This is a genomic window from Knoellia sp. LjRoot47 (genome assembly GCF_964253435.1).
Classification (GTDB): domain Bacteria; phylum Actinomycetota; class Actinomycetes; order Actinomycetales; family Dermatophilaceae; genus Knoellia.
This window is the reverse complement of record NZ_CAXUQS020000001.1, coordinates 1,114,203-1,135,108: the sequence shown is the minus strand read 5'-3', so window position 1 is coordinate 1,135,108 and position 20,906 is coordinate 1,114,203. Positions and strand designations below refer to the sequence as shown.

At 72.7% G+C, this 20,906-nt stretch carries 17 protein-coding genes; 14 read left to right on the top strand and 3 right to left on the bottom strand.

Going from position 1 to position 20,906, the window contains the following annotated elements; translation table 11 throughout:
• The first annotated feature begins 1 nt into the window (after position 1).
• From ACSQ11_RS05650 to ACSQ11_RS05630, 5 genes are all read left to right on the top strand, one after another.
• Positions 2–1,513: a DUF7868 domain-containing protein gene (locus ACSQ11_RS05650; RefSeq protein WP_436003890.1), complete on the top strand. Its 1,512-nt coding sequence runs from the start codon at positions 2–4 to the stop codon at positions 1,511–1,513.
• A complete protein-coding gene (locus ACSQ11_RS05645; RefSeq protein ID WP_436003888.1) occupies positions 1,491–2,255 on the top strand; it encodes a DUF2182 domain-containing protein in 765 nt (254 codons plus the stop codon). The genes ACSQ11_RS05650 and ACSQ11_RS05645 overlap by 23 nt, the downstream gene beginning before the upstream one ends.
• A gap of 75 nt (positions 2,256–2,330) precedes the next feature.
• Positions 2,331–3,839 carry a protealysin inhibitor emfourin gene (locus ACSQ11_RS05640; RefSeq protein ID WP_436003886.1) on the top strand — a complete coding sequence of 503 codons (1,509 nt, stop codon included), beginning with the start codon at positions 2,331–2,333 and terminating at the stop codon, positions 3,837–3,839.
• 99 nt (positions 3,840–3,938) lie between these two features.
• Positions 3,939–6,830: an alpha/beta fold hydrolase gene (locus ACSQ11_RS05635; protein WP_436003884.1), complete on the top strand. Its 2,892-nt coding sequence runs from the start codon at positions 3,939–3,941 to the stop codon at positions 6,828–6,830.
• The gene (locus tag ACSQ11_RS05630) at positions 6,827–7,651 is read left to right on the top strand and encodes an ABC transporter permease (RefSeq protein ID WP_436003882.1); all 825 of its coding nucleotides are present in this window, start codon (positions 6,827–6,829) and stop codon (positions 7,649–7,651) included. Before ACSQ11_RS05635 ends, ACSQ11_RS05630 begins: the two co-directional genes overlap by 4 nt.
• Here the strand turns inward: ACSQ11_RS05630 and ACSQ11_RS05625 are convergent.
• Positions 7,644–10,268 (bottom strand): AMP-binding protein, encoded by a 2,625-nt coding sequence (locus ACSQ11_RS05625; RefSeq protein ID WP_436003880.1) that lies wholly within the window; start codon positions 10,266–10,268, stop codon positions 7,644–7,646. The two genes, ACSQ11_RS05630 and ACSQ11_RS05625, sit on opposite strands and share 8 nt — an antisense overlap.
• Before the next feature lie 86 nt (positions 10,269–10,354).
• On the opposite strand from ACSQ11_RS05625, the gene ACSQ11_RS05620 reads away from it, so the two are divergent.
• From ACSQ11_RS05620 to ACSQ11_RS05595, 6 genes are all read left to right on the top strand, one after another.
• Entirely contained in the window at positions 10,355–11,392 is a 1,038-nt protein-coding gene (locus ACSQ11_RS05620; protein WP_436003878.1) for an extracellular solute-binding protein, read from the top strand.
• A gap of 44 nt (positions 11,393–11,436) precedes the next feature.
• A complete protein-coding gene (locus tag ACSQ11_RS05615) occupies positions 11,437–13,137 on the top strand; it encodes an ABC transporter permease (protein ID WP_436003876.1) in 1,701 nt (566 codons plus the stop codon).
• Entirely contained in the window at positions 13,134–14,213 is a 1,080-nt protein-coding gene (locus ACSQ11_RS05610; RefSeq protein ID WP_436003874.1) for an ABC transporter ATP-binding protein, read from the top strand. The genes ACSQ11_RS05615 and ACSQ11_RS05610 overlap by 4 nt, the downstream gene beginning before the upstream one ends.
• Positions 14,214–14,330: 117 nt before the next feature.
• Complete coding sequence (locus ACSQ11_RS05605; protein WP_436003872.1) at positions 14,331–15,344, top strand: methionine ABC transporter ATP-binding protein; 1,014 nt, start codon at positions 14,331–14,333, stop codon at positions 15,342–15,344.
• Positions 15,341–16,024, top strand: a complete 684-nt coding sequence (locus tag ACSQ11_RS05600) for a methionine ABC transporter permease (protein WP_436003870.1) — start codon at positions 15,341–15,343, stop codon at positions 16,022–16,024. Before ACSQ11_RS05605 ends, ACSQ11_RS05600 begins: the two co-directional genes overlap by 4 nt.
• Positions 16,025–16,191: 167 nt before the next feature.
• Positions 16,192–17,049: a MetQ/NlpA family ABC transporter substrate-binding protein gene (locus ACSQ11_RS05595; RefSeq protein ID WP_436003868.1), complete on the top strand. Its 858-nt coding sequence runs from the start codon at positions 16,192–16,194 to the stop codon at positions 17,047–17,049.
• Between the two features lie 108 nt (positions 17,050–17,157).
• Here the strand turns inward: ACSQ11_RS05595 and ACSQ11_RS05590 are convergent, their stop codons facing one another.
• Positions 17,158–17,943 carry a metallophosphoesterase family protein gene (locus ACSQ11_RS05590; RefSeq protein WP_436003866.1) on the bottom strand — a complete coding sequence of 262 codons (786 nt, stop codon included), beginning with the start codon at positions 17,941–17,943 and terminating at the stop codon, positions 17,158–17,160.
• 57 nt (positions 17,944–18,000) lie between these two features.
• Between ACSQ11_RS05590 and ACSQ11_RS05585 the strand changes: the two genes are divergently transcribed.
• The 3 genes from ACSQ11_RS05585 to ACSQ11_RS05575 all read left to right on the top strand — a co-directional run bounded on the left by ACSQ11_RS05585 (position 18,001) and on the right by ACSQ11_RS05575 (position 20,003).
• Positions 18,001–18,465, top strand: coding sequence for an acyl-CoA thioesterase (locus tag ACSQ11_RS05585; RefSeq protein ID WP_436003864.1), 465 nt, complete (start codon positions 18,001–18,003; stop codon positions 18,463–18,465).
• Complete coding sequence (locus tag ACSQ11_RS05580) at positions 18,462–19,202, top strand: N-acetyltransferase (RefSeq protein WP_436003862.1); 741 nt, start codon at positions 18,462–18,464, stop codon at positions 19,200–19,202. The genes ACSQ11_RS05585 and ACSQ11_RS05580 overlap by 4 nt, the downstream gene beginning before the upstream one ends.
• A 69-nt stretch (positions 19,203–19,271) precedes the next feature.
• The gene (locus tag ACSQ11_RS05575; protein ID WP_436003860.1) at positions 19,272–20,003 is read left to right on the top strand and encodes a hypothetical protein; all 732 of its coding nucleotides are present in this window, start codon (positions 19,272–19,274) and stop codon (positions 20,001–20,003) included.
• Between the two features lie 33 nt (positions 20,004–20,036).
• On the opposite strand, the gene ACSQ11_RS05570 is transcribed toward ACSQ11_RS05575, so the two are convergent.
• Complete coding sequence (locus ACSQ11_RS05570) at positions 20,037–20,705, bottom strand: hypothetical protein (protein ID WP_436003858.1); 669 nt, start codon at positions 20,703–20,705, stop codon at positions 20,037–20,039.
• Positions 20,706–20,906: the final 201 nt, after the last annotated feature.

Sequence of the window (20,906 nt, the reverse complement as noted above, 5' to 3'; positions counted from 1 at the left end):
GATGGCACGCACGCGGATGGACGTCTGGACCCGGACCGACGACGAGGGCACGTGGCCGGAGGTCCTCGTCGCCTACGCGCGGGCGGTCGAGGTGATGCGCTCGCTCGACCCGGTCTCGGGCAAGCCGCGCGACCCGCTGTCCTGGCAGTTCCAGGCGGCGATGCACGGGCGGGCGACCCGGACCGGTCGTGCCGACCGCAGCAACCCGCTGTGGAGCCGGTGCCAGCACGGCAGCTGGTTCTTCCTGCCGTGGCACCGGATGTTTCTCGCCGCGTTCGAGGCCGTCGTCCAGCACCACCTCGGCGACGCCGACTGGTCGCTGCCGTACTGGTACGCGCTCGACCCCGACCGGCGCAGCACTGCCGTGCTGCCACCGGCGTTCCGCGAGAACCGCCCCGACAACGCCCTGTTCACGCCGAACCGCTCGGTGCTCGCCAACGGCGGCGACCCCCTGCCGGACGTCTCCGACTCGGTCACGCAGGCCCTGGCTGCCGAGCCGTTCGCCACCGACACCGGCATAGCGTCGTTCGGCGGGGGCGAGCGCTCGCGGCCGAGCTTCTTCGGCGAGGAGATGGGCGCGATCGAGGACACCCCGCACGGGTTCGTCCACGTCGTCGTCGGCAACGACTTCGACGCGCAGGGCAACACCGTGCGCGAGGGCTGGATGGGCTCGTTCTTCACCGCCGGGCTCGACCCGCTCTTCTGGCTGCACCACGCCAACCTCGACCGGCTCTGGCAGGTGTGGCTCGACGCCGACCCGGAGCACCGCAACCCGCCCGACGACGACCCGGCGTGGTTCCGCACGTCGTTCCGCTTCCCGGCGCCGGGCGGGGGGACGACGACCTACCGGGTCGGCGACGTCCTCGACCCCGAGGCGTTGGGCTACACCTACGAGGACCTGTCCGCGCCGAGCACCTTCCTCGCCGCTCCGGGTGCCCCGGGCGGCCCGGGCGCACCCGACGACGGCGGGATCGGCATGGGCGGCGCGCAGGCTCCTCCCCCGCGGCGTCACGTCACCCCGCAGGTCGTCGGCGCGACCCAGGACGTACCCCTGACCCGGGCCGAACCGGCCGTGGTCGAGCTGGCCGAACCCTCCGACCTCGGGCTCGGCGAGGCCGAGGGCGCCGCCCCGACCCGCGTCTACCTCAGGCTCGAGGGCATCACGGGAACCGCAGCGGCACCGGCATACGAGGTGTTCGTCAACCTCCCGCCGGGTGCCTCGGGGGCGGACCACCCCGAGCTGCTCGCCGGGCGGCTCGCGACGTTCGGGCTCGCCGAGGCGTCGCGCGGCGACTCCGTGCACGGGGGCAACGGGCTGACCAAGGTCTTCGAGATCACGCACGTCCGCGACGTCCTGGCCGACCGTGGGAGGTGGGACCCGGCGCGGGTGGCGGTGACCTTCGAGCCGGTGCTGCCGGTGCCGTCGGACACCGACGCGCTGGCCCAGGCGTCGACCGGTGCCGTGCAGCCACCGGACCTGCGCGCGGCCCGTGTCGTCGTCCTCAGTGCGTGAGCCGGCGATGACGACGTTCGCGCTGCCGGTGCGGCGCTGGTCGCGGGTCACCCGGCCGGACCGGCGGCCGGCCCTGTGGATCGCCTGCGTCGTCGTGGTCGCGGTGTTCGCTCTGGCCGCGCTGATCGCCCTGTCCCGCAACGGATCCGAACACATGGGACATCATGTGGAGCCGTCCCTGTGGCGGTCCTGGTTCGTGTGGTCGCTCATGGTGGTCGCGATGATGCTTCCTCTCGTCACCCCGGTCGTATGCCGGGTGGCCGCCGGTGGTCTGTGGGCTCGGCGTGCGCGGACGGTCACCGAGTTCGTGATGGGCTACCTGACGCCGTGGCTCACGGTGGGGTTGGTCGGGCTCGTGCTCGTGCGATGGCTGCGGCCGGGGACTGTCGGGACGCGCGAGGTGGCCGGCGTGCTCGTCCTCGCCGCGGTCTGGCACGTCGCACCCCCGCGGCGACTGCTGCTGAGGCGGTGCGGCGCCGTCCAGCCCGGGGCACTCACCGGCCTCCGGGCGAGCGTCGACGCGGTGCGCAACGGGTGGACCACCGGGCTGCGCTGCGTGGCGACGTGCGGGCCGGCGATGGCGGTGATGCTGGTGTCCCACGGTCTCGTGCTCATGGTCGGGGTCACGGCGGTGCTGTGGAGCGAGCGGCTGCGCGGTCCCAACCCCGCCGAGCGACCGGCCCAGCCGGCCCAGGCTGCGGTGCTGCTCGCGCTCGCCTTCGCGGTCCTCGCGGGGGTGTGAGGGGTCGCGTTGCTGCCGCGACGGCAGGACGCTCGCCGAGGTGCGGCTGTCGGAGGGCTGGCACAGGATGGGGACATGACGACGCACGAGCCCACGCCCCAGCCGACCAGCGACCCGCGCCCGGTCGTGCGGTGCGGGATCGTGCCGCCCTACCTCCTCGAGGCGCTCGCGACCTCGGGCGAGCCGCACCTCGAGCAGCGCGCCCGCGAGACGCTGCGGCTCGACCAGCTCCGCTACGAGGACCACGCACGCGAGCACGCGCTCCGCCCCGACGGGACGCCGGTGAGCCGTCGGGCCAACCGGGCCACGACCGAGGCGCCCAACCGCGTCGTCCACGACGCCGCCGGGGGCACGGACCTGCCCGGCACCAAGGTCCGTGGTGAAGGTGACCCGGCCAGCGACGACACCGCCGTCAACGAGGCCTATGACGGGCTCGGCGCGACCTGGGACCTGTGGAACGCGGCATACGGGCGCAACAGCCTCGACGACAAGGGGCTCGGGCTCGTCGCCACCGTGCACTACGGCAAGGACTACGACAACGCGTTCTGGGACGGGTCGCAGATGGTCTTCGGCGACGGCGACGGGGTGGTGCTGCTCGGGTTCACCCGCAGCCTCGACGTCATCGGTCATGAGCTCGCCCACGGCGTCACGCAGTACACCTCGGGCCTCGTCTACCAAGACCAGGCCGGCGCCCTCAACGAGCACGTCTCCGACGTCTTCGGGATCCTCGTCAAGCAGCGGGCGCTCGGGCAGAGCGCGCAGGAGTCCGACTGGCTCATCGGCGCCGAGCTGCTCGGGCCCGACGTCAAGGGCGTCGCGCTGCGCTCGATGAAGGAGCCGGGCACCGCCTACGACGACCCCCGCCTGGGCAAGGACCCGCAGCCGGGGCACATGCGGGACTACGTCGACACCGACGACGACAACGGCGGCGTCCACATCAACTCGGGCATCCCCAACCGCGCCTTCCACCTCGTGGCAACGACGCTCGGCGGCAACGCCTGGGAGCGCGCCGGCGCGATCTGGTATGCCGCGGTCACCGGTGACATCAAGGCGGACTGCGACTTCGTGACCTTCGCCGGGCTCACCGAGGTGGCCGCGGTGCAGGCCCATGGCGAGGACTCCGAGGAGGTGCGGGCGGTGCGCGACGCGTGGCGCGAGGTGGGCGTGACCGGCGACGCCGAGCCCGCTCCGGGACAGCCCGACGGCGGCGGCTCGCAGCCGGCGCCGGTCCCGGCGCCGGACCCCACCCCCGAGCCCGTGCCGGAGCCAGGTCCCGCGCCGGACCCGAACCCGGCACCGGGTGACGGTGGGCCGAGCCAGCTGCTCGTGCGGCGCACCGGTGGGTTCGCCGGGCAGGTGCGCGAGCGGAGCGTGACCCTCGACGAGCTCCCCGACGACGACGCCACCGCTTGGCGCACCCTGCTCGCGAGCCCCACCCTCATGGCGCTCGCGCAGGGACGGATGATCCCCGACGCCTTCCGCTACGCCGTGAGCTGCGACGTCCCCCCGCTCGACGTGACGATCCCCGAGCCGGCGCTGCCCGACGGAGTACGTGAGCTCTTCGACCGCACCCTCGAGTCCTGACCCGGCGACCCGCGGAACCTCGCGCCGGGTCGAAGCGTTCGCTTCGGTGTGCGGCGGACACCGCCCGCACCCCCTGACGTCGTCGCGAGAGGATGAGCCATGCAGCGGCTCGCTCGGCAACGTCGTCGCGGTGCCGTCGCGTCCGAGGCCGTCACCGCACTCGCCGCACTCGTGCTCGTCGCGGCCCCGGCCCTACCCGCGTCCGCCGCCCCCGTGGCACTCGCTGCACCGGGCGTCGTCCCGGCCGAGTCGGACACCACCTCCGTGAGGACGACCGACCAGATGGTCGACGTCGGTCCCGAGTCCGACGGGTCCTCGGTCACGCTCGACACCCGCCTCTACCTGCCTGCCGGGTCGGGGCCGCACCCCGCGGTGCTCCTCGCCCACGGGTTCGGCGGCAGCAAGGAGTCGGTCGACAAGGAGGCGCGGCAGTACGCCGCCGACGGCACTGTCGTCCTCACCTTCACCGCGCGTGGCTTCGGCCGCTCGGGTGGCCGGATCCACCTCAACTCACCGGACTTCGAGGTCAAGGACGGCGTGGCGCTGCTCGACCTGCTGGGATCCCGGCCGGAGGTGAGGCGGGACGGCGACGGTGACCCACGCGTCGCCGTCGCGGGCGGATCCTACGGCGGGGCCTTCGCGCTCATGCTCGCCGGAGCGGACCCGCGGGTCGACGCCACGGTCGCCGCCATCACGTGGAACGACCTGTCGCGCGCGCTCTTCCCGCAGGGCGCAGCGGGGAGCACGGTGCCGGGGCCGTACAAACAGCTGTGGGGATCGCGGTTCTTCGGCGCGAGCGTCGGGGCCGTGGCCGGCGGCGGTGGCGGTGGCGTGACCGGCGGGTCGAGCGGTGCGCCCGCCCAGTCGGCCGCACCCGCAACGGGCACTGCCGCCGACCTGCTCTGCGGTCGGTTCGAGCTGGGCCTGTGCCGCGAGCTCCAAGACGCGGCGGAGAACGGCCGCCCGAGCCCCACCCTCACGGCAACCCTGCGTCGCAACAGCCCCCAACCGACGATCACCGAGGTCACCGCCCCCACCCTGCTCGTGCAGGGCGAGTCCGACACCCTCTTCGGGCTCGACCAGGCCGACGCCAACGCCGCAGGCCTCGCACAGGCCGGCACCCGTCACGCCGTGCGCTGGACCGACGGCGGCCACGACGGCGCCTCCTCGAACCCCGGCCTCGACGAGGACGCCGCACGCACCTGGGTCCGGACCTACCTCGCGGGCACGCGCACCGACCCGCTGCCCGTGCCCGCCTTCACCTACTCGCTCCCCATCCCCCGGCGCACCGACAAGGCCCCCGTCGCGACCCTCGACGCCTACCCGGGACTGCGAGGCGGCGTCGAGCGGGTGCAGCTGCGCCGTCCCGACGAGCCCGCCACCCTCCTCACGCCTCCGGGCGGCCAGCCGAGCTCGATGACCTCGATCCCGGGACTCGGCGCGACCGAGCTGCCGACCTACCGGCTCGCGGCCCTCCCGGGCATGTCCGCCGCCTTCGACAGCACCGTCCTCGACCGGTCGCTCACCGTCGTCGGCACCCCGAGCGTGCGGCTCAGCGTCACGTCCACCGGCCGCGAGGCGACGCTCTTCGTCTCGCTGTGGCGGGTCGAGGGCGCTGACGCGGTCCAGCAGCGAGCCCTCACGTCGCCCGTGCGGGTCGAGCTCACCCCCGGGACGGCGACCGACGTCACGGTCGACCTGCCCCCGTCGGTGTGGTCGATGGCCGCCGGCAGCCGCTGGCGGGTCCTCGTCACCTCGACCGACAGCTCGTTCAGCACCCCGCGCGAGGCGCGGGGCGACCGGGTCACCCTGGCCGAACCCGTCCTCAGCGTGCCGACCGCGCAGGGCCGGGTCACCGCCGGGTCGAGCGAGCGTGACACCGAGTCGATCGCGCTCGCCGCCGGGATCCTCTTCCTGCTCGCAGGAGTCACCGGCTCCGCCCTACTGCGGCGACGTCGCCGCCACCGCGAGGCGGTGCGTGAGGACTACGCCGACATCCCGCTCGTCGTCGACTCGCTCGTCAAGACCTACAGCGACGGGCACCGCGCCGTCGACGACGTCTCGTGGCGAGCCGAGCGTGGGCAGGTCGTGGGCCTGCTCGGGCCCAACGGCGCCGGCAAGACGACGACGATGCGGATGATGCTCGGCCTCATCACCCCGGACTCGGGGTCGGTCCACGTTCTCGGCCGCCCCGTCCACCCCGGGTCCGAGGTCCTTGGCCGGGTGGGCGCGCTCGTCGAGGGACCCGGCTTCCTGCCCCACCTCACCGGTCGCCAGAACCTCGAGGCCTACTGGGCCGCGACCGGACGCCCCGCCGAGGAGGCCGCGCTCGACGAGGCCCTCGCCGTCGCCGCGCTCGGCGGGGCCCTCGACCGCCCCGTCCGCACCTACAGCCACGGCATGAAGCAGCGACTCGGCATCGCCCAGGCCATGCTCGGGCGGCCCGAGGTGCTCTTCCTCGACGAGCCGACGAACGGCCTCGACCCGCCGCAGATCGCGGCGATGCGCCCGATCCTGCAGTCGTATGCCGCGACCGGACGCACCGTCGTCGTCTCCAGCCACCTGCTCGCCGAGGTCGAGATGACCTGCAGCCACGTCGTCGTCATGCACGCGGGCCGCGTCGTCACGGCCGGTCCCGTCACCGAGCTCCTCGCGAGCGAGGACACCACGGTCTTCGAGCTCGCGTCGGTCGCCTCGATCGCCCCGGCGCGGGCCGCGCTCGCGGGGGCGGACGGCATACGGTCGGTCGAGGTCGTCGACGACCCCACGAAGCCCACGCTCACCGTCGTCTCGGACCGCCCGCGGGAGATGGTCGTGCGCGCGGTCGTGGACTCCGGCGCCGAGGTCGTCGGGGTCGGCAGCCGGCGCCACCTCGAGGAGGTCTTCCTCGGGGTCATCGCCTCCTCGCAGACCCGCGACGGCGACCCCGACGGCGACGGTGCAGGTGACGGCTCGATCGTCGAACGACTACGACAGGTGCGTGCCCGATGAGCAAGCCACTGTCCTGGCGGGCCGAGCTGCGCCGTCAGCTCGGGCGGCGACGCACGCTCTGGATGATCGCCATCGTCGTCGCGCTGCCACTCATCCTCGTCGCGGCGTTCTCGCTCGACGACGAGCCGGGGCGCCCCGGCGACCCGACGGTCCGGCTCGTCGACCTCGCCACGGGTGGCGGCCCGAACTTCACGGTCTTCGCCTTCGTCGTCTCGGCCGAGCTGCTGCTCTTCATCGTCGCCGCGCTGTTCGCGGGCGACCCCGTCCCGGCGGAGGCATCGTGGTCCTCGCTGCGCTACCTCCTCACGGCGCCGGTGTCTCGGGCGAGGCTGCTCACGAGCAAGCTCGTCATCGGATTCCTCTCGACGGCGGCCCTCGTCATCGCGCTGCCCGTGTGGTCGCTCGTCGTCGGCACGCTGGCCTACGGACCCCAGCCGTTCAGCATCCTCGGCGGCGGTGAGCTGCCGTGGGGCGAGTGGCTCCCGCGGATGGCGGTCGCCGTCGTCTACGTCCTCGTGATGATCCTGCCCATCGGAGCGTTCTCGTTCTGGGTCGGGGTGCGCAGCCAGACGCCACTCGCCGCGGTCGGCGGCGCCCTCGTCCTGCTCATCGTCTCGGGCATCCTCGACTCGATCGACGCGCTCGGCGACTGGCGCAAGGCCCTCCCCGGTCACTACTCGCGGGCCTGGCTCGACCTGCTCGTCTCGGGACCCATCGACTGGACCGACCTGCGACACGGTGCCCTGTGGTCGGTGCTCTACGCCGTGCTGTTCCTCGCGCTGGGCTACCGGCGCTTCCGCCGCCAGGACATCCTCAGCTGACGGACGCGGCGCGCAGCCCCAGCACCCGGGCAGCGGAGCGTCCGACCCAGCGGGCGACCGGCTCCACGATCGGGCTCGCGCCGCGCCACGCGATCCACCCGGTGAGGATGGCGACGGCGGCGCCGAGCGGCGAGTAGCCGACCCGGCCCATGACCTCCCACTGCACGAGGTAGATGAAGAGCGATGCCGACGCGACCGGCACGACGACCGGGACGACGACGGCTGGCACGCGGACCGAACGCACCCAGAGCAGCACGAGCAGCCCGCCCGCGAGGGTGGCGTCGCGCACCGGGTCGGAGAAGAAGGCCGGGACGACGACGAGGACGTATGCCGTGAGCAGCCAGCGCTGCCACGTCGCCGTGGTGCGTGCGGCGGCCCACCCGAGGGCGAAGAGCCAGAGCACCACCGCCGGCCGGCCGTTCACGTGGTGTGACCCCACGTCGACCAGCCCGTAGCGGAAGACGAGCGCGACGAGTGCCAGCGCGACGGGAAAGGCGAACGGCCGGGCCCGCTCGAGCCGGTCCAGGGCGGGGACGGCGAGCAGGGCGGTGACACCGACGAGGATGTGGACGACCGCCTCGACGAACCAGTAGCGCCACTGCGGGTGGACATTGCTGCCGCCCACCGAGGTCAGCAGCACGGGGTTCCACGGCGAGTAGCGCTCGTCGACGAGGAAGAGGACGCCGAGCCAGGCCATGGCCGGGACGGCGATCCGGGTGACGGACTCGAGGGCGTGGACGACTCGCTCGGAGCGGGCCTCGCCGGAGAGCTGGAAGCGCGCGAACGCGAAGCCGGCGACGGCGAGCAGGGCGTGGGCCCCGCCGCGGATGTCGAGCACCCCGGCGTGGGTGAGGACGATGACGGCGATCGCGACGCCGCGCAGCAGGACCGAGGTCTCGATCGAGCGCACCCGTCGCCACCGGGGCACCTCGGGCGCCGGGTCGCTCGCGCGTCCGAGCTCGCGGGCCGGGCGCACGTGCCACGACTCCGGCAGGGTGCCGAGCAGACCCTCGAGCCGGACCGAGGCCTCGACGTAGGACAGCGAGTCGCCGCGCAGGGTGACGAACGAGTCGTCGAGGGTGGCGTCGGGGCGTTCGAGCAGCTCGGCATAGAGCTCCCGCACCGCCTCCGACTTATTGCCCGTTCGGGCGCCATCAGCGGCAGGTTCGTCGGCCGACTCCTCGCCCGAACGGGCAATAAGTCGGTCTGGGGTGGGGCAGGTGCCCTCGCCGAAGGCGTCGACGAGCGCGGCCAGCGCCGGGCGGTCGACCTTGCCCGACGGCGTCCTGGGCACCTCGCCGACGTCGGTGACGACGACGGCGGTGCGTGGGACGGCATACCGCTCGCTCACCTCTCGGCGCACGGACACGACGTCGCACTCCCCGGCGGACGCGGTGACCGCCACGAGCAGGCGGTCCCCGCCGTCCATGACGTATGCCGTGCGCCCTCCCGAGGTGAGGTCGCTCTCGACGCGGTCGAGGTCGATGCGCAGGCCGCAGACCTTGGCGAACCGGCTGCGGCGTCCGACGATCTCGACGAGCCCGTCGGCGGTGAACCGCGCGAGGTCTCCGGTGTGCAGCGCCGTGACCTCGGCGCCGCGGGCGAGGTCGGCGGCCGTCGTGGCGTAGCCCATCATGACGTTGCCGCCCTCGAAGACGAGCTCGCCGACACCGGCGGCCGCTCCCTCGACAGGGGCGAGCGAGAAGCGACCGCCGCTCACGGCGACACCGATGCTCGTCGGGTTGTCGGCGGCGAGGTGCGCGGGGAGGGTGGCCATGCGGGCGGTGGCCTCGGTCTGGCCGTACATCACGAGCAGGTCGAACCCGCGCTCCTCACCGAGCGCGACCCAGCGCCGGACCGCCGCCGGGTCCATCCGGCCCCCGGCCTGGGTGAGCAGGCGCAACCGGGGCAGGTCCCGCGAGGCGAAGCCCGCTGCGTCGAGCAGGTCGAACGTGTAGGGCACCCCGGCGAGCGTCGACCCCCCGGCCTCACCGAACGCCTCCCAGAAGCAGGTGTCCACGACCGACAGGTCGGTGAGCAGCACTCCGGCGCCGACCGACAGGTGGCTGAGGAGGACCGAGAGGCCGTAGCAGTACTGCAGGGGCAGCGTCGTCGCCGCGACGTCGTCGGCACGCAGGCCCAGGGCGTCGACGATCTGCTCGGCGTTGCAGTCGAGGTTGGCGGTGCTGAGCCGGACGAGCTTGGGCGAGCCGGTGCTGCCCGACGTGGAGAGCATGAGGGCGAGGTCGGGGTGCAGGTCGTGGGCGCTGCCGGGTCGACGCGCCTCGAGGAGCGGTCCGCGCGCGACGACGTCGGGGTCCCACGCCTCGACCAGGCCGGCGCCGCCGCCCGGTGCCGCGAGCACCACGGGGTGCCCGCCCGCGAGCGCCGCCAGCAGCGTGACGACCGACTCGACGTCGTTGCCGGCCTCGAGCAGCACGAGCCGTGGGGTCGTGCCGAGCGCGACCCGGCGCTCGTCCACGCGAGCGGCGAGGACGGCATACGGGAGGGTCTGCATCCCGGACCGGTCGAGCCACCGCAGCGCGACCGCGTCGCCGAACGACCGCAGCCGCCCGACGAGGGCGACGCGGTGCTGGGGCAGGACCGGGGCCGTCACACCGCAGGATGATAGGGGGATTTGGACAGGCTTACCTAACTCCGTCAGAATGCATCGTCAGCGTTCCCGCTCCCAGGAGTCCCCTCGTGCCCTCTCCCCGCACGCGTCGCGCCACCGTCGCCGGCCTCGTCGCCACCGCCACCGTCCTGCCGCTCTCCGGCTGCGGCGTCCTCGGGATCGGCGGCAGCAACGCCGACCTCCAGATCTACTCGGCGCGGCACTACGACCTCGAGGGCGCGTTCAAGGAGTTCCAGGACGAGACGGGCATCAGCGTCGAGTTCATCTCGGGCAGCGACGCCGAGCTCCTCCAGCGCATCAAGGCCGAGGGTGCCGACGGCGAGGCCGACGTCTTCATGACCGTCGACGCGGGCAACCTCTGGAACGCCGCCGAGCAGGGCGTGCTCGAGCCGGTCGAGTCGGCCGCGCTCACCGAGGCTGTCCCCGAGGACCTGCGCGACAGTGGCAACCAGTGGTTCGGCCTCGCGATGCGCGCCCGCACGACGATGTACAACCCCGACAAGGTCAAGCCCACCGACTTCGACCCGACCGACACGTATGCCGGTCTCGCCGACCCGAAGTGGAAGGGTCGCCTCTGCATGCGCGACGCCACCTCGGCCTACACGCAGAGCCTCGTCGCGAGCCTCATCGGCCTCGAGGGCCGAGACACAACCCTCGCGACGGTCAAGGGCTGGGTCGGCAACGGCGTGGACATCAAGTCCAACGACGTCGAGCTGCTCAAGGCGATCGACGCCGGCACGTGCGACGTCGGCATCACCAACCACTACTACCTCGCGCGCGAGCTCAAGAAGAAGCCGGACATGAAGGTCAAGCCCTTCTGGGCCTCGCAGGAGGGCGCCGGCACGCACGTCAACATCTCCGGCGCCGGTGTCGTCAAGACCTCGAACAACCCGGCCCAGGCGCAGCAGCTCATCGAGTGGCTGGCGACCAAGGGCCAGAGCTCGTTCGTCGACGGCAACCACGAGTACCCCGTCAACCCGAGCGTGAAGCCCGAGCCGCTCATCGCCGACTTCGGGGAGTTCAAGCGGATGCCGATCTCGGCGGAGGCCTATGGCTCGCAGAACGCCGAGGCGGTCAAGCTCCTCGCCGAGGCCGGCTACAAGTGACCGGCGGCGCGTGAGCGCCCCCACCCCGCTGGGATGATGCAGAGGTGAGCGCCGAGGTGGAGACCGACCGCCCGGTCGCCGGGAGTGATCGCCGCTCCCGCGCGACCCGGCTCTCGGGCTCCGGACGGCCCGCGTGGTCGGCGCTCGTCGTCGTCATCGCGCTGCTCGTCTCGGTCCCCGTCGTCTCCGTCCTCGTCCAGGCGCTCGCGAGCGCCCGCGACCTCGCCCTCCCCTCCGACCTCGTCGAGATGGTCCTCACGACGGTCGCGCTGCTCGCCCTCGTCGGGCTCGGGACGTCGGTCCTCGGCGTGGGGCTGGCGTGGCTCGTCACGGCCTACGACTTCCCGGGACGACGCCTCTTCTCGTGGCTGCTCGTGCTGCCGCTGGCGATGCCGGCGTACGTCCTCGGCTTCCTCTTCCTCTCGACGTTCGGACCGGCGGGCGGGCCGGCTCGTGCGTCACGCTCGGTGTTCGGCGGGTCCAGCGTCGTCGAGCTGCTGTCGGGGTGGATGGGTGCGCCGGTCGTGCTCTCGCTGACGCTCTATCCCTACGTCTACCTGCTGGCGCGGGCGGCGTTCCGGGGCCAGGGCCAGGTGACGTGGGACGCCGCGCGGATGCTCGGCGCGACGCCGTGGCGGGCCTTCCGCCAGGTGCTGCTGCCGCTCGCGCGCCCGGCCCTCGCCGGTGGTCTGGCCGTGGTCATGATGGAGACGCTCACCGACTTCGCGACGGTCCAGTACTTCGGGGTCCGCACCGTCTCGGTCGGCGTCTACCTCACGTGGAAGGGCACGTTCGACTTCGCCTCGGCTGCCCAGCTCTCGGTCCTCGTCCTCGCCTTCGCCGTCATGGTCCTCACCGGTGAGCGGCTGCTGCGCGGTGGCGCGCGCTACGACGCCCGCGGCTCGCACCGCCCACCCGCCGCACCCACCGTCCTCACGGGCGCCGGGCGTTGGTGGGCGTTCGCCGCGGCCGCCTCCGTCCTCGCCGCCGGGTTCGTCCTGCCCGTGGCGCAGCTCCTGTGGTGGGCGGTCACCGCGACCCTGGCCGACTCGTCGTCGCTCTCGACCGACCGGTTCGCCACCAACCTCACCAACAGCGCCGTCATGGCCGCTCTCGCCGCGCTCGCCTGCGTCACCCTCGCGCTGCTCGTCACCCACGGGGTGCGGATGACCGGTGGTCGCCTCGCCCGAGGTGCCGCCCAGCTCACGACCTTCGGGTATGCCGTGCCGGGCGCGGTCATCGGTATCGGCGTCCTCGTCTCCTTCGCGGCCCTCGACCGGTCGCTCGAGGCGCTGGGGGTCCCCGGTGGCACCGGGCTCGTCGTCACCGGCTCGGTCATCGGGCTGCTCGCGAGCTACGTCGTGAGGTTCCTCGCGCCGGCGTACCAGGCGGTCGACGCGAGCTTCACGACGATCTCTCCGTCGGTGACGAACTCGGCGTTCTCGCTCGGCGCCTCGCCGCTGCGGGTGCTGCGCCGGGTCCACCTGCCGCTGTCGCGCTCGGGCATCGCGGTGGCGCTCGTCCTCGTCGCCGTCGACGCCGTGAAAGAGTTGCCCCTCGTGCTGCTCCTGCGACCCTTCGGCTTCACCACCGTCTCGGTGTGGGTCTACGAGCTCGCCAACGAGAACTTCTGGGAGCAGGCCGCCCTGCCCGCCCTCCTCATCGTCGTGCTCGCGATCATCCCCGTGTGGTTCCTCGTCCGGCAGGTGCGCCTCGCCGAGCCGCACCGGCAGGTGACCTCGTGAGCAGCGCGGTGACCCTGCGGGGTGTCTCGAAGTGCTACGGCGACACCCTCGCCGTGCGCGAGCTCGACCTCACCGTGGCGCAGGGCGAGATCGTCGCCCTCATCGGCCCGTCGGGCTGTGGCAAGTCCACGCTGCTGCGCCTCGTCGCGGGGCTCGAGCGCCCGGACGCCGGGTCGGTGGCCGTCGGTGACCGCGTCGTCGCCGGCCCCGAGTGGGTGGCACCCGAGCGGCGCCGCGTCGGTCTCGTCTTCCAGGAGCACGCGCTCTTCCCGCACCTGTCCGTCGGCGACAACATCCGCTTCGGCCTCGACCGGCAGCCCCGGGCCGAGCAGGACGCCCGGGTGCGCGAGGTGCTCGACCTCGTCCACCTCGCCCACGTCGTCGACCGCTACCCGCACGAGCTCTCCGGCGGTGAGCAGCAGCGCGTCGCCCTGGCCCGCGCCCTCGCGCCCCGACCCGAGGTCGTCCTCCTCGACGAGCCGTTCTCCTCGCTCGACGAGTCGCTGCGTGCCCGGGTCCGCGCCGACACGGTGAGCGCCCTGCGCGCCACGGGCACGACCGCCATCCTCGTCACCCACGACCAGACAGAGGCCCTGTCGATCGGCGACCACATCGGCGTCATGCGCGCCGGCGTCGTCGAGCAGTGGGGCCGGCCGGTCGAGGTCTTCGAGCGCCCGGTGAGCCGCTTCGTCGCGTCGTTCATGGGCGACGCCGACTTCCTCCCCGCCTCGCTCGTCGACGGAGGGCTCGCCTGCGAGCTCGGCCTCGTGACGATCCGCAAGGACGTCGCCGACGCCGAGGTCGTCGTCCGTCCGCACGAGGTGAGCCTGCGCCTGCCCGCGGCCGGGGTCACCGGTGCGCCGGCCGTCGTCGACCGCGTCGAGTACCAAGGGCCGTTCATCCTCCACACCATCCGCCTCGCCTCGGGCCGGACGGTGAGGTCGTGGCAGCCCCACTCGGTGCGCTACCCCGTCGGCACCGAGGTCCTCGCCTCGATCTCGGCCGGGATCGTGCCGAGCCTGCTCAGCGGTGACGCCGCCCTGGCGCCCACGCCCACAGCGCACACCGACCGCTGACGTCTGCGGAGATGGCTGCTAGAGGCGCCGAATCCGCAGACGCAGGCGGGGCTCAGCCCTTGAGACCATCTCACTGTCGATTTGCTTATCTTTTGGATAACGCATACTTATTGTCGCGTGGTTGACGATTCATCAGCAAAGACGGCCCTCGCCGTCCATGACCTCACCAAGGTCTTCGACACCCGCGGCACGAGGGTCACCGCCCTCGACGCGGTGTCGCTCACCGTTGCCCGGGGCGAGATCCACGGCATCGTGGGACGGTCGGGCGCGGGCAAGTCGACGCTCATCCGGTGCCTCACCGGCCTCGAGCTCCCCACCTCGGGTCAGGTCGTCGTCGCCGGCGAGGACATCACGACGCTGCGTGGGGCCGACCTGCGCGCGGCCCGCCGCCGGTTCGGTGTCGTCTACCAGCACGCCAACCTCCTCGACTCGCGCACCGCTGCTGACAACATCGCGCTCCCGCTCGAGGTCGCCGGCTGGGACCGGGCCGAGCGGGATGCCCGCGTCGCCGAGCTGCTCGACCTCGTCGGGCTCACCGACCGCGCCGGCAACCACCCGGGCCAGCTCTCCGGCGGCCAGCAGCAGCGCGTCGGCATCGCCCGCGCGCTCGCGGCCCGGCCCGAGATCCTCCTCTGCGACGAGCCCACCTCGGCGCTCGACGCCGCGACCACCGGCTCGATCCTCGCCCTGCTCCGCGAGCTGCGCGACCGCCTCGGCATCACCGTCGTCATCATCACGCACGAGCCCTCGGTCGTCCGTGAGATCTGCGACGCGGTGACCCTCCTCGGTGACGGTGCCGTCGTCGAGCAGGGCCGCCTCGGTGAGGTCATCGCCGACCCGACCACCCGTCTGCACCGTGAGCTCATCCCGCTCGTCGAGCCGGCCCCGGATGGGCTCGTCCGCCTCCAGGTCGCCCTCGGCCACCCGGACTCCACGGTCGGCTCGATCGACGGGGTCATCGCCCTGCTCCGCCACGAGGGCATCGAGGCCGACGTCGCCGCGGCGACGGTCGAGACGATCGCCGGCCGCCGCGTCGGGCGCCTGCTCGTCGAGCTCGCCGACGCCACGAGCGGCGACCGCGCCCGCGACCTGCTCGACCGCGCTCGCCTCCACCCGGAGGTGGCCGCGTGACGTTCGAGACCGACCCGACCTGGCTCGACAACCCGGTCATCCGCGAGGGCCTGCTGACCGCCCTGTGGGAGACGCTGGCGATGACCGTCGGCTCCGCGCTCATCACCGCCGTCCTCGGCGTCGTCGTCGGGGTGCTGCTCCACAACTCCTCGCCCGGAGGTATCAACCCGCAGCCGACCGTGCACCGCGTGCTCGGTGGCGTCGTCAACGTCGGGCGGTCGCTGCCCTTCCTCATCCTGATGATCGCGATCATCCCGTTCACCCGGTTCGTCGCCGGGACGACCGTCGGCTGGCGGGCGATGATCGTGCCGCTCACCGTCGGCGCCGTGCCCTTCTTCGCCCGGCTCGTCGAGACCTCGCTGCGCGAGGTCAGCTCGGGCAAGGTCGAGGCCGCCACGATGATGGGCGCCACCCGCTGGGACGTCACCCGCAAGGTGCTCCTGCCCGAGGCCCTGCCCGGCATCGTCGCGGGCCTCACGACCACCGTGATCGCGCTCATCGGCTACTCCGCCATGGCCGGCGCCGTCGGCGGCGGCGGACTCGGCGCCACTGCGATGTCGTACGGCTACAACCGCTTCCAGACCGACGTCATGATCGCCGCCGTCGTGCTGCTCGTCGTCGTCGTCCAGCTCGTCCAGGTCGTCGGCGACCGCGTCGCCCGCGCAGTCGACCACCGCTAGACCTCCGCTCCACCCGCTCCACCCGCTCGACCCCGCGGCCGCGTCGCCGCCCCCCCGACACCGTCGTCGGCCCACCTGACCCGCCGCCCCTCTGAGCGGCACACGAGTCGGCCGACCGGCCGGCATACCCACGTCGGCCCCACGGCCGGCATACGAAAGGAAGTCCCATGTCCCCGTTCTCTCGTCGTGGCCTCGTCGCCGGTGCGTCCCTGCTCGCCGCCATGAGCCTCGCGGCCTGTGGCGCGGGCGGTGGCGACTCCAGCGGTCCCGAAGCCGACGACTCGGGCGTGACGAAGCTCGTCGTCGGCGCCTCCCCGACGCCGCACGCCAAGATCCTCGAGTACGTCCAGGCCAACCTCGCGAAGAAGGCCGGGCTCGACCTCGAGATCAAGAGCTTCGACGACTACGTCCAGCCCAACGTCCAGCTCGCCGAGGGCACGCTCGACGCGAACTACTTCCAGCACCTGCCCTACTACGAGGCGCAGGTCAAGGACCGCGGCTACGACTTCGCGCACTACGAGGGCGTCCACATCGAGCCGTTCGCGCTGTACTCGAAGAAGGTCAAGGACGTCTCCGAGCTCGCGACCGGCGCGCAGGTGGGCATCAACAACGACCCGTCCAACCAGGGTCGTGCGCTCGTGCTGCTCGCCAAGGCCGACGTCATCACGCTCAAGGCGGGCAAGGACGCGACCAACGCGACGATCTACGACATCGACAGCAACCCGAAGAAGCTCCAGTTCAAGGAGACCGACCCGGCGCAGCTGGTGCGTTCGCTCGACGACCTCGACGTCGCCGTCATCAACGGCAACTACGCGCTCGAGGCCAACCTCTCGCCGACCAAGGACGCGATCCTCGTCGAGGAGGCGAAGGACAACCCCTACGCCAACTTCCTCACGGTCCAGAAGAAGGACGAGTCCAACCCGGCCCTGAAGAAGCTCGACGAGCTGCTGCACTCGCCGGAGGTCAAGGCCTACATCGAGAAGACCTGGCCCGACGGCTCGGTGCTCCCCGGCGCCGACGCCTGAGCCTTCGCTCCCCATGGGGGAAGGTTGCGGGTCCGGAGGGAACCTTCCCCTCCGGACCCGCAACCTTCTCTCCGTATGCCGTCCCGCCCCGTCGCGCGGCCGCCGCACCTACCGCTCGTGGTAGCCGGTGAGCGGCTCGCCCGCCCGCCACGCGTCGATGTGCCCGCGGTAGATGCCCTGGACGAGCTCGAGCTCGTACATGTCGTACTGCGGCATCTCCATCTCGCGGGCCACGGCGAGCTCGGCCTCGACGTCATAGGGCACGCGCACGTAGGCCACGGACCATGGGGCGACCTCCTCGCTGCCGAGCTCGCCCTCGAGGATGCAGTACATCGGGGTCGGGTCACCCATGCAGTTGCCGACGCTGCCGGTGTTGAACACCGCCCGCCCCTCGAGCTGGACCTCGTACATCGGGTCATGGGTGTCGGCGTAGCCGATGAGGTCCGGCGCCGGCCCGTCACCGGTGGCCTCGGTGTTGGCGAAGAGCGACTCGAACTCGGCCTGCGACCGGACGTACCTCACCCGCCGGTGCACGCTCTGCTCGCTCGCGTGGAACAGGCGCACCCGTCGGCCACTGAGCCAGAAGTCGTGGCAGAACGGCAGCGACCGCAGCCACTCGCCCTGGCCCGGCCCGAGCTGGGCGAGCCAGAACCTCAGCGCCTCGTCGTCGATGGTGCGCTCGGGGTCGGGCAAGAAGTCGTCCCAGTTGCCGAGCAGGTTGACCTCGCAGCGCTGCTGCGAGAGCTCGACGACCTCGCGCCCGCGCGGCCCCTTGCCGACGTAGTCCCCGAGGTTGAGCACCCGCTCGATCCCGCGCCGCTCGATGTCGTCGAGGACGGCCTCGTATGCCGTGAGGTTGCCATGGACGTCTGACACCAGCGCCATGCGTTCCATGCCGCCCATCCTCGCACCGCGACCGGGGCCGGGACCCGTCGAACTACCCTGACGCCCATGACTTCGGACGCCGCGCCCACCCGTGACCCGCGGACCCTGACCCGCGCCGACTTCCCCGAGGTCCAGCGCGTGAGCACCCGGTGGGCCGACAACGACATGTACGGCCACCTCAACAACGCCGTCTACTACGAGCTCTTCGACTCGGTGCTCAACGCCTGGCTCATCCGCGAGACGGGGACCGACGAGACGAGCACCCTGACGCTCGGCGTCGTCGCCGAGTCGTCGTGCCGCTTCTACGCCGAGCTCGCCTACCCCGAGCCCATCGACGTCGGCGTGCGGGTCGAGCGCATTGGCAGCAAGAGCGTGACGTTCGCCTTCGGCCTGTTCGCCGACGGGTCCGACGTCATCGCGGCGCACGGTCTGTGGGCACAGGTCTACATCGACCGCGCCGAACGGCACTCCGTGGCGATCCCCGACGACGTCCGAGCGGTCGTCGAGCGGGCCCGGGCCGCGCAGCCGTGACCCCGGCCGTCTCCGCCGCCGACCTCGTCATCGACGCGTGGCGGGGCCGGTACCGGCCGGCCGACGGATCGTGGCAGCGCATCCCGCCCTGGCGCGAGGACCTGTATGCCGTGCTGTCGTTCACGGGTCACGCCGCCGTGAGTGCCCCTCGGGACGTGTCCGACGAGGACCTCACGAGGTGGGGCGTCGACGGGTTCGGGGGTGCGCACGACCCCCGCGTGATGACGCGGCTCGCGGGTGAGGAGGGATGGGTCGACGTGCTCGACGCCATCCTCGTCGCGCCCGGGACCGGTGCCGGCGACGGTGCGGCGGCGGAGGACGGTGACACGACCGCGGTCGAGGACACGGACACGACCGCGGTCGAGCTGCCGGTGGCGGGACTGGTCGACGGGCTCGTCGACGGGCTGGTCGAGCGGCCGGACCTGGCCCGCCACCCACGCGCCGTGCACGCCGCCGACGTCCGCGACGACGTCTCGGTGCACGGCTGGCCGGGACGCGACGACGTCGTCGTCACGCTGGGCCGCTCGTTCGGTGGGCTCGCGGTCGTGAGCTACGAGATCGACGCCGCGGCCCGCGGCACCGGCCTCGGCACGCGGACGGTGCGCGCGGCCCGCGCACTGGTCGCCGCCGGCGAACCCGTCCTGGCCCTCGTCTCACCCGGCAACGTCGCCAGCCTGCGTGCGGCACTGGCGGGCGGCTTCGAGCCGGTCGGGTCGGTCCAGCTCTACCGCCCGTGACCGGTTCGAGTCCTTCCCGACGCCGCGGCGTTCTCGAGTCACACAGGTCACTCCCGTTACAGTGACGCCATGACGCACCGGGGCTCCGTCCTGTCCACCCGCCGGGTCACCCGCACGGTGGCTCCTCTCCTGCTGGCCGTGCTCGCGCTGAGCGCCTGCTCCGACGACGAGCCGACGGCGGCGCCGTCTCCCTCGTCGAGCCCGAGCGCCAGCGAGTCCGAGAGCGAGACGCCGAGCCCCACGCCGACGACCGAGACGGCCACGGCCACCCCGACGCCCACGGTGACGCCCACGCCGACCCCGACGCCCACCGCGGCGTCCCCCACGTCGACCCCGACGCCGACGGCGAGCGCCGCCCCGGTCTGCGCCGCGGCCAAGGTGGGCCCGGCCAACACGGCCGGCATGTCGGTCGCCGCGGCGACCAAGGCGAAGAAGGTCTCCGCCGCGGCGCGCGACTGCGACGCCAAGACGCTCGTCACCCTGGCCCGTGCCGACGCCACCGGGCTCGCCGGCGACCAGCCTGCCTCAGCGGTCTTCACGAGCAAGGCCGGGCCGAGCTACGTCGCGCTCGCCATCCTGCTGTCGATGCCGCCGACCGAGGCGTTCGACGGGACGATCCAGCCCAAGGTCTTCTCGGAGCAGTTCGCCCAGAGCGACGCCGAGTGGGACAAGGTCATCAAGGCGGGTCTCGTCACCCGCGCGCAGGCCACGAGGATGCGTCAGAACGACGGCGGCTACACCGGCTACCGCGTCGGGTTCGCCGAGGACGGCACCTGGACGTACTTCACCACCGGTCGCTGACCCGGGCCGCGTGCACAGGTCCGGAGTTCGGGCTCAGGCAGGGTGCATCGTCGCGACGATGGTGTCGCTGACCTCTGCCGTCGTGACCGCCTCGAGCGCCGAGACCGACAGGTTGAGCACGCCGTCCGGCGTCTCGACGAAGATCGAGCGACCCATGACCGGGCGCCCCGACACCTCGATGGTGTAGTCGGCCGTGACGATCGGTCCGGCCGGGGACGTCCCCGGCGTGACGACCACGGGGACGTCCGAGACCTTGCCGAGCTCGGCCTCGAGCTGGGCCTGCGTGGGCAGGCCCTCGAGCGGCACGACGAGCCCCGAGACGTTGTCGGCGTAGCCGCGCTTCGGCGGGGCCAGCATGAGCAGGTCGGCGTTGCCGACGGCCTGCATCATCTGTCGCGAGGTGATCCCCATCCGACCCGCCATCTCGTCGAACGCCGAGGAGTCGCCGAGCTCGAGCAGCTTCTTGGGGTTCATCGCCGTCCACGTCTCCGGGACCGCGAAGGAGACCGACACGTCGTCGACGGTCTGCCAGGCGTGGCCCGCCGGGAGGGACGGCGCCGCCGAAGGGCTCGCGGAGGCCTCGTCGGACGCGACGCTCGACGCCGGTGCAGCCGCCTCGGACAGGGCGTTCCCGGCGACGCCACCGCAGGCGGAGAGGACGAGGGACAGGAGCGCCGCGAGGGGCGGCCGGGGCTTGGGCATGGGGCGAACACTCACCACGCCCGGCGAGCGTGGCGGGCGCTTTGTCGCAACCGGCGAAAAACGCCCGCAGACGGCCTGAGAGGGGTGGGGGCCGTATGCCGGGTCAAAAACCTGTCTCCCACGTCGAGAAAACCGCGTTCCCGGGCCTCCAACGACGTGCGCTGACAGGACTGACAGGTAAACTGGAGGGCGAACGTCGCG